The 12,471-nt window shown below is 41.3% G+C and carries 7 protein-coding genes and 1 pseudogene; 2 read left to right on the top strand and 6 right to left on the bottom strand.

Features of this window, described 5'->3' with window-relative positions:
* Window positions 1-29: 29 nt before the first annotated feature.
* Complete coding sequence (locus DSM106972_RS34885; RefSeq protein ID WP_127084999.1) at window positions 30-1,358, bottom strand: efflux RND transporter periplasmic adaptor subunit; 1,329 nt, start codon at window positions 1,356-1,358, stop codon at window positions 30-32.
* Window positions 1,359-1,996: 638 nt separating this feature from the next.
* On the opposite strand from DSM106972_RS34885, the gene DSM106972_RS34895 reads away from it, so the two are divergent.
* On the top strand, window positions 1,997-3,982 hold the full coding sequence (locus DSM106972_RS34895; RefSeq protein ID WP_127085000.1) for a hypothetical protein: 1,986 nt from the start codon (window positions 1,997-1,999) through the stop codon (window positions 3,980-3,982).
* 111 nt (window positions 3,983-4,093) lie between these two features.
* Here DSM106972_RS34895 and DSM106972_RS34900 read toward each other — a convergent pair whose 3' ends face one another.
* Window positions 4,094-5,806, bottom strand: coding sequence for a DUF1565 domain-containing protein (locus DSM106972_RS34900; RefSeq protein WP_411675363.1), 1,713 nt, complete (start codon window positions 5,804-5,806; stop codon window positions 4,094-4,096).
* A gap of 308 nt (window positions 5,807-6,114) precedes the next feature.
* Between DSM106972_RS34900 and DSM106972_RS34905 the strand changes: the two genes are divergently transcribed.
* Complete coding sequence (locus DSM106972_RS34905) at window positions 6,115-6,585, top strand: alpha/beta hydrolase (protein ID WP_127085002.1); 471 nt, start codon at window positions 6,115-6,117, stop codon at window positions 6,583-6,585.
* Window positions 6,586-6,587: 2 nt separating this feature from the next.
* On the opposite strand, the gene DSM106972_RS34910 is transcribed toward DSM106972_RS34905, so the two are convergent.
* The 4 genes and pseudogenes from DSM106972_RS34910 to nusA form a co-directional block, all read right to left on the bottom strand.
* Window positions 6,588-6,782 carry a hypothetical protein gene (locus tag DSM106972_RS34910; RefSeq protein WP_019494266.1) on the bottom strand — a complete coding sequence of 65 codons (195 nt, stop codon included), beginning with the start codon at window positions 6,780-6,782 and terminating at the stop codon, window positions 6,588-6,590.
* 316 nt (window positions 6,783-7,098) lie between these two features.
* Window positions 7,099-10,239, bottom strand: coding sequence for a translation initiation factor IF-2 (gene infB / locus DSM106972_RS34915; protein ID WP_127085003.1), 3,141 nt, complete (start codon window positions 10,237-10,239; stop codon window positions 7,099-7,101).
* 465 nt (window positions 10,240-10,704) lie between these two features.
* A pseudogene (locus tag DSM106972_RS34920) lies at window positions 10,705-10,981 on the bottom strand (DUF448 domain-containing protein).
* A 93-nt stretch (window positions 10,982-11,074) separates the two neighbouring features.
* Window positions 11,075-12,424 carry a transcription termination factor NusA gene (nusA, locus tag DSM106972_RS34925; protein WP_127085076.1) on the bottom strand — a complete coding sequence of 450 codons (1,350 nt, stop codon included), beginning with the start codon at window positions 12,422-12,424 and terminating at the stop codon, window positions 11,075-11,077.
* Between the last annotated feature and the right edge of the window lie 47 nt (window positions 12,425-12,471).

Consider the following 12,471-nt stretch of genomic DNA (forward strand, 5'->3'; position numbering starts at 1 on the left):
GCTGAGACCCAACATTAATTTACGTTTTGTTATGATTTCTCTGAAAGAATTGAAAGCCCGACGGTTTCACCATCTTTGAGAGGTTTACCGCTTCTCACAACATAAGACTCGCCTGCTTGCAACCCTGATAAAATCTCAACGTTTCCATTACTTCTTTGCCCAAGCGTTACAGGTCTAGCGCTTACCGTTGGTTTTGCGGCGCCTTGTTGCAGCACAAATATTGTGCCTTGACGGCTCTGATTTTCTTCTTGTCTTGCTTTATTTCCTGATGCGTTTTCAGCTAGTGCTGTCACTGGTATAACTACTTGCTGTGCGGTATTAGTATCAAAAGCTACTCTTGCTAAAAGTCCGCTGCCTATCTTAGCATTGCTATTTCGTATTTCCACCTCAACTGGTATTAAGCGCGCGGTAGCATCTGCAACTGGGGAAATACGGGCAACTCTACCTGTATATGTTTGATTAGGAAACGCATCTAAACTGACTCTTACTGATTGTCCAACTCGAATATTTCCTATTTCTAACTCTGAGAGTTGAACCACAACCTTGACGCGGCTAAAATCGCTAATTTTTAAAACTTCATTACCTGGTTGTAGTAAGTTACCTGGTTCGGAAACTTTTTCTGCCACTACACCATTAATAGGAGATATTAACCTAGCATAAGAGCGACGTTTTCTAGCTTCGGCTACAACTGCTTGTTGGGCAACAACTCGACCTTGAGCAGTTGCAACAGCTTGTTGTTCTGTACTGACTTGTGAAATTGCCGCACGCAAAGCTTGGGCAGCAGTTTGTGCTGCGGTACGACTAGTTTGTGTAACTTGTTCAGAAATGGCGCCTTCTTTAAATAATTGCTGTTGACGGTTAGCATCAGATTGCGCTTGCACTAGTTCTAACCGTAAGCGTTCAACTTCAGCTTTTCGGTTGACTATTTGTGTATTCGTCCTAGCAACTTCTGATTTTAACGAAGCAAGTTCAGCTTCTGCTTGATTTAATGCTGTTACTAACAGTGCATCATCTACTTGTCCAAGCGTTTGTCCCTGCTTAACAGTGCTACCCACATCAACCGAAAGCGCTAATAGTTGTCCTTCTATTTGTGAGCGCAATGATACAGTTCGATATGGCGCCGTTGTCGCAGTAAACTCTGGTTTTTCTTGCAGTACGCCTGTTTTAGCTATAGCTACATCTACAGGTGTCGCTCTATTTGCAGCTGCAGCAGGTTGCTGTGATTGTGCATCTGCTTTATCCTTGACTCCGGCGCCGCAACCTGCACACAAAAACCCAAGACCAAGTAAACAAGTAACTAATAGTTTATTACTTTGTATCCTTTTAGTGTAAACGTATTTACCCACGTCAATTTTCACGTTAATCACCTAGCTAACGTCTGAATAAGCTTTCATTGATAAAAAACCAAATATACGAACGAACGACGAACTTGAGTTTTATTTACCTATAGCAACTAACACTCGCTTATTCGTTATTAGTACAAATAATACGGGTGCTTAACAATATGTACTGAGTGACAGGTTATATATAAGTATACTATAAAGATTCTTAAGTTATGTTAACTCTATCAAAGGATTGAAAATAGGCTTATTTCTTAGGTTCAGTCAACTACTTGCTGTTTGGGTATGTGAATACAAAACTCGGTTCCTTGTCCAAGCACAGAAAAACACTCCAATCTCCCACGATGTTTATCAGCAATAATTTGGTAGCTGATAGACATCCCCATACCTATTCGTAAAATTCTAAACTTATGTCATGAGTCGCGAACGTTAACGTAAACGAAGTTTTCCCGAAGGGTAGTTTTCCCGAAGGGTAGCATCTAACCTCATATGTCATATGTCATGCTGAGGAACGAAGCATCTTTAAAATACTCACGTTTATTTAAAAGTAAAGTTTTAGAATAAATATAAGCTATAGTATAGAATTTCCACAGGAACTATTTGATAATCCTGTTTTATCGTTACTGTTATTAGAAAATCCAAACCTGATACAAGAAATGCCAGTTGAGACATTGGTTAAATTACTGGAGTTAGATACAATACCTACTGATTGGATGGTAATGGCAGCTAATCGTAACAGTAAAAATGATTATCCAGTGTTAGAGACTTTAGTAAAAAGTTTAAGAACACCTGCATCCGCATTGTCAAAATTACTTAAAATTGAAGATAGTGGAAATAAAATTGGTGATACTATTGCTTTATCGGCACAAATGCACGTTAACTATGCAGGAGAAATAACAGAAGGATGGGAAGAAGCGGCTAAAAATTTAATATCAGAATGCGAATTATATTGTCATGACGATTCAGTTTTTGAATTATGGAAATTTGGCACTATTCCAAAATCTTTATTAGGTGCATTAAGCCATCAAGTCAAGTTAGAAATTGTGGATGATTTAACAATACCCGCACATACTTTAGAAACTTTGGCAAAAAACACTCGTAGTGACTCAATCTTAACGAAGTTAGCTGGAAATCCAAATACACCACTATCTACAATAGACAAGTTAGCAACTACCTATAATCAAGTCGATTTTACTGCATTTATTTATAATCCTACAATTCCTTTATCACTATTGCAAAAATATTGTCAGCAAAAATCTACAGCTAAATTCACAAATTTAATAGAACTTCAAAAAAAAAGAAATTTGGCAAATAATAAAAATCAACAAGTTCATACTTTAGAATTAAAATTTTTAGATACTGAAAGTCGAGAGCGATATGATATTGCTTGTAATCTTAATACTTCTATAGATATTCTCAAAAAGTTAGCTGAAGATCAAATTTGGTTAATTCGTAAGGCAGTAGCATTAAATCCTAACACGCCAATAGATATTTTAGATAAACTTGCAGAAGATAGCTCAAGTCAAGTCAAAGATGCTGTATTGGAAACATGTAAAAACATTTTTGAAAAATCTGAGTTTCTAGATAGTATTTTCACAAAGCTAGTGAATACCAAAGATGCTAGTGTAATTTGGCAGATTGTTTGTCATCCTTGTACAGCGGATAATATTTTAGAGAAATTGGCGCAAGATAATAAATATTACTCATGGATTATTTGTCATCCGAATGCTCCATTACAATTATTAGTTAAATGTATATATGATAGTAATAGTAAACTGAAAAAAGAAGCTTTAGAACTTTTATGGAGAAAATTGTTATTAAATCCTAAAATATTCGTCGATGTGATGCAAATTTTAAAAAATTCTTACTTGAACAAATATGATATAAAAATAGCGCTTGCACGTTACCCTAATACATCTGTAGAAATTTTAAATGATTTAGCACAAGATTCAGATATTCGTATTCGCACTCTAGTCGCAAAACATGCAAACACATCAATTGAAGTTTTAACAAATTTATTAGAAGATAAAGATAATCATGTCAGATTAGCGGCTATTCAAAATTATCAAGAAAATGCAGATAAATATTTAACCAATTCAGACAAGTTGCTTGAGAACTGGCAAGCATTACAAAATCCCAAAATTTCAGAATCTCAACTTGTAAGACTAGCAAAACATAAAAATGCTATTATTCGTGAAGCTGTAGCACTTCATTCAAATACACCTGCTGATATTCTAGCAAAATTAGCTAATGATAAACATGTCGCTGTGCGTATAGGCGCCGCTCAAAACCCAAATACACCTTTAGATATTATCGAAAAATTAGCCCAAACAAAAACTAAAAAATTCCAAGCAGCCAAAACAGCAGCAATCAAAGTTTTAGTAATTAATTATCCAGAAAAAGCAAGTTTATACTTACAAACTTATATAAATACTCCTACACCTTCATTTTCTCGTTTCATTGGATTATTATATGTAGGCGCCAAGAGTGATTTTTTGGCTAATAATAGTGACTCCTTATCATGGGTCGAACGTTACGCTGTTGCTCAACATCTTAATACACCACAGGATATTTTGAGTCAGCTAAAAAATGACCCTAACCGTATAGTGCGCGCAGCAGCTAAGGCAAATTTGTTACATTGAAACAAGTCTTGATCCCCCCGGGTTAGGGGGGGATCAAATCATGAACTCACACAATATAAAACCACACTCCGCCCAAGGGAGACGTGATTTATCACGTCTCTACATTATTATTTAGGGGGTTCTGACGATATAGGGGGAAGGAATAGCTTGCGCTTGACCGGCATTAACTAAAGCTTGGTAAACAAAAGCAGCAACTTCCGCACGGGTTGCTTCGCGAGTTGGGTTGAGTTGTCTCACGGTAGGATAGTTGACTACTAGTCCTCTAGAGGTTGCGGCTGCAACTGGGCTAGCTGCATAGTTAGGAATACGAGCTGCATCGCTAAAGAAAGAATTAACGCTAACGTTAGGAGCAGTTAAACCTAAGCCATTTGCTAGTGCAACAAGTACTTGTACACGTTCGATTTGTTGTGCTGGTTTAAATGTACGGTCAGGATAACCAGAGATAAAACCACCACGTGCAGCAGTTTGAATTACTTGAAACGCCCAAAAGTCATTCTTTACGTCTGTAAAGTTAGCTGCTTCTCTCTTTGGTGCTGGGTTAAAGGCTTTAGCAATAATAGCCGCAAATTGTGCGCGTGTTACTGGTTCGTTTGGTTTAAAGGTGCCATCGGGGAACCCGGCAATAATATTACGCGAAGCTAAAGCTTCAATATGCGCTTTTGCCCAATAATCACCAGTTACATCTTTGAAAGCTGTTGCACCTCCTACTACTGGTGGTGGTTCAACTTTTGCCACAACTAATTCGACTTTACCTGAAGTCCGGGTTGGGTCTACATCGTTACCAACAGCGGTAATAATTTTGTTTGTAGTGAAGTTATAAATATCAAAGAACTTTTTCGGGTCTTTTTTGCCGTTGTTGCGAATTAGGTTTTTACCTGGACTTTCTTGGGTACCTAAGTCTGGTTCTGCATTTTGAATTGCTATCAAACCGTGGTCACGGTTATCTTGAATGACGTTGTTTCGCAATACTGGTTTAGCTGTACTACTAATTACAATCCCACCGTTGTTCTGAGTAATTTGGTTATCAGTAATTAAAGGTGATGCGCTGTCGCTAACTGCAATTCCAAAACCTGTGTTTTGGAACAGGTTGTTACGAAGTTCACCTTTGGCATTTTTAGCGACTGAAACGCCATTGCCTTGGTTAAGAGTAAAGATATTATTTTCGATTTTAGGATTACCTGTACCTGTGACAAATACACCTTCACGAACGCTTTGTGTAAAAGTACTATTTTGAATAGTTGGATTCGTTGATTCTACCCATACTGCGGTTCCGCGTCCGTTAGGGTTAGTAACTGTGACTCCAGAAACTACCGCGTCATTACCTGCCAAAATTGTAATATTCTGACGTGCAAAAGTACGGCTCGTGTAAAATCCACCGCCACTTATTAACACTGTTTGACCTTTAGAGTTGTCATCTCCCCGTAGAGTTATTCCTGGATTTAAGGCAATTGGGAATGTTTCACCACTTTCGGCGTTATAAGTCCCCGGCGCCAATTGAATAATAGTACCTGGTTGTGCGCTTTTTAAGGCAAAACTAATCGATTTAAATGGTGTCGCTTCAGCTGTGCCGGCGCCTGCCGCATCATTGCCAGTTGCTGAGTTAACGTATAGTATAGTACCAGTAGCAGGAGCCTGAGCGGTACGAGTTGGAACTTGAGCGTTGGTAGCACCATTGTTGAGAAATGCTGGCACGATGGTAGAGGCGCCAGAAGCTACGATTAAAGCGGATAAGATAGCGGGCAGCGCACGTTGCTTGGTCATACGGTTGCTGTGTGTGAAAAAGGAATTGTTATTGCGTTGATTGTGTAAACCCTGACGTGTCATCTGATTCGCGTCTATAAATTTGCTGAAAAGTTGGCATCTTGAGTCGGGTCTATTTTGCAGCAGTATTGCTATCAAACCCATGCAAAACTATACCGGAAGACTCGCACATTATCAGCACAGTTCCTTACGAAAATCAGAATTTATATTTATGGGTAAATGACCTTAAAAGCTATTGCTGCAATACATGCAACTAATAAGGTGTAATTATCGTCACATGATAATTAGGTTCAAATATATATAAGTAAATGCTACGATTTATATTAATGCGCTATTGCTTGATAATAGCTGCTAGCATGTGCGTGTTTTCAATGAGTGTCCCCGTATTTGCCGCAGAACAGATTGTTCTTAAATATCGCGCTTTCCGTCAACCGTTTCCTGTAAAAGAACTTTCGACTCTCGCTGATACTGGGCAACCTTCACTGCCACTACGCGCAGCTTTAGCGTTAGCGAAACAAGACCCTCAGAAAGTTCGTAACTATTTGACGGCGCCTGTGAAAGTCAATCCTGTTATTTTAGAAAGGGTATTGAACAGTCCTGTTGGGAATGTAATTTTAGACCAAATTAGTCAGGTGATTCATACACCGACGCGAAAAACCGATAGACAAGCTATGCGAACTGCACTTGTACTATCGGCGGCTAAGGATAATGATATTAAGTTAATTGAAGTTATTAGAAATTATCCAGGAAAAGAAGTGGAGGTAGATGGCGATAATCTTGAAAAAGCTTATCGCCAGTTACGTAGTTTGCAAGGGAGCTTGCAGAATATATTGGGTTTTTAGGGTTAGTACGCCAAATTTTCCAAAGTTTCTCGTAAATACCTTTGTACTTGTTCTTCTAGGCGCAGGTTTTGATACTTGGCACCTGCTTCGAGTTGCCAACGTAAAAATCCTGAGCTTGCGCCTATGGCTTGTTGCAAGCTGTTCCAAATTTCTGTGTCCGCTATATTGTTATTTGATTCTAAATTAATGTTACCCATTATACATAACTCCGATAGTTGTACTTCGAGAGCGATTGGGGCAAAGCAGTGTAAATTTGCACCCTGAAAAAGCAAAAATTAACTTTAACTTTAACTATTCCTTTATAAAACTAATCTTGTTTACATAGTAATTCTGTTACATTGATGACTAAACAGAGGAAATTAGTACGTAAATTCGGAAAATTGTTCTGAAAATTGTATTTATATTTCTAAATTCAAATTATAAGGGGCACAAGAATAATTGTGCCCACTTAAATACTGATAAATGGAATAGTAAAGTTGGAGATTTTAGAGAAAATCTAAAATCTCAAATTTACTATTTCTTGGTGGAGGCTAGGGTTCGGCGTTTTGTTACCATCTGGAAGCCTTCGATGATGTCACCTTCTACCCAGTCGTTGAACTTGTCGATGCCGATACCACATTCGTAGCCAGCGTTGACTTCGCGTGCGTCTTCTTTCATACGTTTGAGTGAGTCAAGCGCACCCTCGAAGAGTTGTTTGCCTGCACGTAGTACTCGTACTTTGCAGTTGCGTATCAACTTGCCATTTTGAATGTAGCAACCTGCAACGGCGCCACGACCAACAGGGAAGACGGCACGAACTTCGGCGCTCCCCAATGCTTCTTCGACCAATTCGGGTTCCAACAAACCTTCGAGCGCATCTTGAATGTCTTCGAGTAACTTGTAAATAATGTTGTACTCGCGAACATCCACACCAGCTTCGTCGGCAGCAGAACGGGCGCCACTTGCGTAGGTAGTATTGAAACCAATAATAACCGCACCACTCGCTGCTGCTAAGTCAATATCAGTTTGAGTAATCTCACCTGCGGCTGAAAGCAATAAGCGAATTTGCACTTCGTTTTGTGGAAGTTGCTTTAATGAACCCACAATTGCTTCGACTGAACCTTGAACGTCTCCTTTCAATATCAAGTTGAGTTCTTTCAGTTCGCCTTCCTGTGCTTTCGCGGAAATACCCGCCAAAGTGACACGTCCTTGCATCAAACGTGATTGACGAATCTTCTCGGCACGTATAGCGGCAATTGAGCGCGCTTCTTTTTCTACCAAGAATACTTCAAACTCATCACCTGCGGCAGGTACGTCACTTAAGCCCAATACCTCTACTGCAAACGACGGTGAAGCTACATCTACGCGCTTGCCGTGGTCATCGACCATTGCCCGCACTTTACCGAACACTGAACCAGCAACCAGAATATCGCCGACTCTCAATGTACCGTTTTGAATCAATAAAGTCGCAACTGCTCCCTTCGCTTTATCAAGATGCGCTTCGATAACAGTACCTTTTGCTGTACGATTTGGATTCGCTGATAGTTCTTCGACTTCTGCTACTAACAAAATCATCTCTAACAAGGTGTCTAAATTTTCACCCTTGATGGCGCTGACGGGTACCATAATGGTCTCACCACCCCATTCTTCAGGTGTCATACTATACTGCGTTAGCTCTTGTTTCACGCGGTCGGGCTGGGCGCCTTCTTTATCAATTTTGTTGATAGCGACGACAATTGGCACTCCTGCTGCTTGTGCGTGACTAATCGCTTCTACTGTTTGTGGACGTACACCGTCATCGGCTGCCACTACTAATATCGCGATGTCAGTAACGCGCGCTCCTCGTGCCCGCATTGCGGTGAATGCTTCGTGACCAGGTGTATCAAGGAACACAACTTGTTGCATTTCGCCGTTGTGTTCAACGTCAACATGGTAGGCGCCAATGTGCTGAGTAATACCACCTGCTTCACCTGCTGCGACCTTCGTTTTACGAATCGAGTCAAGTAAGGTAGTTTTACCGTGGTCAACGTGACCCATAATTGTAACAACCGGCGGACGACGTTGGAGATTATCTAAATCTCCAGCCTCAATCATTTCGGTGACTTTACGAGCTTCTGCTTCTTTCTCTTGAGTTTCGACGGCAATTTCTAGCTCGGTACAAATTAAGGTGATTGTGGGGATGTCGAGGTTTTGAGTAATGCTGACTGGAATACCTTTGATGAAAAGAATTTTAACGATTTCGGTATCAGCTACTGCTATGGCATCCGACAATTCCTGTACGGTCAGTGTACCAGTTACTATCAATGTTGAAGGGCGCTCACGCTTGACTTCTGTGTCGTTACGGCGCTTGTTTTGGTCGCGAGAAGAAGACGAAGAAGAAGCATTAGCTCTTTTTACTGCTCTTTGTTGTTGGGTAACAGCTGCACTTGTTGGAGCTTGAATTGGTTTAGTTGATTTTGGTTTTGGAGGACGGACAATCGCGTTGCTAACCTGAATCGCAGTTTGTGCATCTGGATCGTCATCATCAAGAAGATCGTCTTCGTCAAATTCTTCTTCGATGAGGGGTTTATTACGCTTCGCTTTAGCTGCTTTAGCTGCTTTTGATTCTTTGGTTTCTTCGATTTCTTCTTCAACCCATTTTTTACCACCTTTACTTGGACGAGGTGGACTTGGGCGCCGAAGTTCGATTGTTTCGTCTGGAATTGTTGTAGTTGTAGTTTTATCGCCCGTTTTTTCGCCACCAGAAGCAGGTCGTGATGGTGGTGCAACTAGCCTTGGTGCAGTTGCAACGGGAACTGCTTCTGATGCAGAGCGCGAAGGTCGATTTGGGCGAGCTACGTCGCTTGGGGCGCCACCACCTGCGGGTTGTCGATTTCCTCTTTCTGGTTTGCCTGCACCACCGCCACCTGGACGTGCTGGTTTTGGCGTTCCTGACTGTTGTTCTGTAGCTGTTGGAGCACCACCTTTGTTGCCCTTTGGCTTACTTGGTGGCGCCTCGCTACGGTCGCGTTTCAATACCGGTTTTTCGGTCGGCGCACCAGCTATCGCACCCTCTAATTGCGCCTCGGGTCGGCTTGGAGGTGCCGACAACTGTGGCTTCTGGGGTTTCTCCGGTTTGTTACGCGGAGGCGCCGATTTTTCGGGTTTCTCGGCTGCGATTTTCTCAGCGGGCTGATTGGTACTGGGCTTGCTATCCACGTTTACTGCTGGTGCAGGTTGTTGTGTGGAATCGCTTGTATTGCGGGCTACGGGTCGAATAGGTGCCGTCGGCTTCATGGGGGAGACTGCTGGAGCGATAGGTCGAGGGTTTGAGGGAGATTTGGCGGATTGGTTATTGCTGAGGCTAAACGCATCAACGGCGTTGGTATTAAAGTTATTTAACAATTTAGGTTTGCGAATTTCTAAAATCTGTTGTTTGGTTGGTGTTGTCGGTCGGTTGTTACCAGTCGAAGATAAATTATTTTTTTGACTGGCGCCATTATCCTTTCTGATATTTGAAGGAGCAGGTGGTCGCTTCTCGGCTTCTAACCGAATAAGCTCTGCCTCTGGTTCTGTAATTGTACTACTATGACTCTTAACTGAGATATTGAGCTGGTCGCAAATTGCTAATAGCTCTTTGTTATCCAAATTCAATTCCTTTGATAATTCATAGATTCTAACTTTGCCGTTGTTCATCCACTCTTCCCCTATAAGAATACAGTTTTTGCGGATGGTTGCCAGCGCTATTTGACGCGCATCTCCATCCTTCGGTTACTGCTTTTAGGTTGCCGTTAAATACTGTTTGCCGGTGCCTCCAAGTATATATAGGAAGAGAGATGTTTGTTTTTATGCTGGCATTACCCACGCGCCTAATCGGTTTAATGCCTTGCGGCTTTTTGTCGCTACCTAGTAGGAGTATCAATTTAATGTCTTTTTTGCTTTGTTACTTTCTTTTTGAGTTTACTCGACACAATCAAACAGCGATAATAACCCAGGTTTGAGCAAGAGCCTATGCGATTAAACAATTTTATAATCAGCAAGTAACAACTACTCAACTACTATTGTGGCATTAACCCCGAAGCTACGCACCATTATTTAAACGAGCAATTAGATAAGACTGTTCTTAAACTGCCTGTAGGGGTAACGCTGTTGCGCGGGGTTTTAACCAATATTAACGATTGTAGGTTGAACCACTGTCAACCGTTGCCAGGAGCTTCTGATAAATTTCATCAGAGACCGCTGCGTGCAACGCTCGTCCTAATCGATTTTTTTTCTGAGCTGCTCCTAAACAATCGTAAGACGGACAAATATAGGCAGAACGCCCCATGCCCTCATTTAATTGTACCTGCCCAGAAGGAAACACGCGGACAATCCGCCAAAACTCTTCCTTTAAACCGATTTTGCGACAGCTTAAACAACGTCGATAATTAGGTTTCATTATTGTGATACGTTCTTTGCGCGCTCTCTAAACTTAAAAAAAGATGTAATGTTTCTTTGACTCTACTTACTATTGGTACTTAGTGTCAAAGTTTTATCTTCGCACATCTTCCTCTCGGTCGGAGTCTAACTCGTCTAATTCCTCCAAATCTTCATCTAAATCCTCAAAATCTCTCCCTAGTGCCATTTTTTCGTCATACTCTTCGTCCTCCTCATATTCTTCATCATACTCGTCTTCGAGAGCTTCAAGTCGTGCTGCTTCTTCTGCCGCTTTGGCACGTGCCGCAGCAAATTTAGTATCCTCTCCTTCACGGTCGTACTTTGCTTTATCTTTTATATCTATTTTCCAACCAGTTAGGCGAGCTGCTAACCGAACATTTTGCCCTTCTTTACCTATTGCCAAACTTAATTGATCTTCGGCTACTAGTACATGAGTTTGACGAGTTTCGGGATCCATTAGTCGCACTTCGTCAACTCGTGCAGGACTCAAAGCATTAGCAATATAAGTAGCGGGGTCAGGAGACCAGCGAATTACGTCAATTTTTTCACCGCGCAACTCGTTGACTACAACTTGAATTCGTGATCCCCGTGCCCCAATACAGGCGCCAACAGGGTCAACATCACGGTCTAAAGTATCAACAGCAATTTTGGTTCTTGGCCCAACATAACGAGAAGGAGGATTCGCTTCTCTAGCAACAGCGACTATTCGTACTACTTCGTCTTCAATTTCGGGAACTTCATTAGCAAACAAATATACTACTAAACCAGCATCAGCGCGAGATACCAATAGCTGGGGTCCACGCTGCTGCCCTTGAGATACTTTCTTTAAATAAACCTTAAATGTTGCGTTTGCTCGATAGTTATCATTAGGTAATTGTTCGCGCTTTGGCAACTCAGCTTCGACTTCAGGTTGCCCAAATCCGCTGCTAACCGCCAAAATTACAGATTGACGCTCAAACCGCAGTACACGCGCTTGTAATACCGAACTTTCTAAGTCTTGAAACTCTTCTTGCACCATTTGACGCTGCTGGTCGCGAAGCTTTTGCGCTAGCACTTGCTTTGTTTGCATCGCTGCCATGCGTCCAAACTCTTCTTTTTTGTCAGGGGTAACATCAAGAATTACTTCTTGCCCTAACTCTGCTCCCTCACCACCCATGTCTTTGACTTGTTCGAGTGAGATTTCATGGTCTGAGTTAACGACTTGCTCAACAATTGTTTTGGTAGCAACGACGCGAAAACCTTGGTCTTCGATATCAAGCTGAACGTCAAAATTATCGAAATAATCTTCGTCAAACTGTCTACGCTCCATATTTTGAGCGCGTCGATAACGTTCGTATCCTTTTAGCAATGCTTCGCGAATTGCTGCTTGTACAGCGGAACGAGGTAAATTACGCTCACGGCTTATACTTTCGATAAGTTCTTTTAATCCCTGTAACTCAATCATTGACATAGTGAAAATCTCCAAAGAATCGATTTTAATTTAATTGTTTA

Origin of the sequence: Dulcicalothrix desertica PCC 7102, from assembly GCF_003991905.1 — a bacterium.
Taxonomy (GTDB): Bacteria; Cyanobacteriota; Cyanobacteriia; order Cyanobacteriales; family Nostocaceae; genus Dulcicalothrix; species Dulcicalothrix desertica.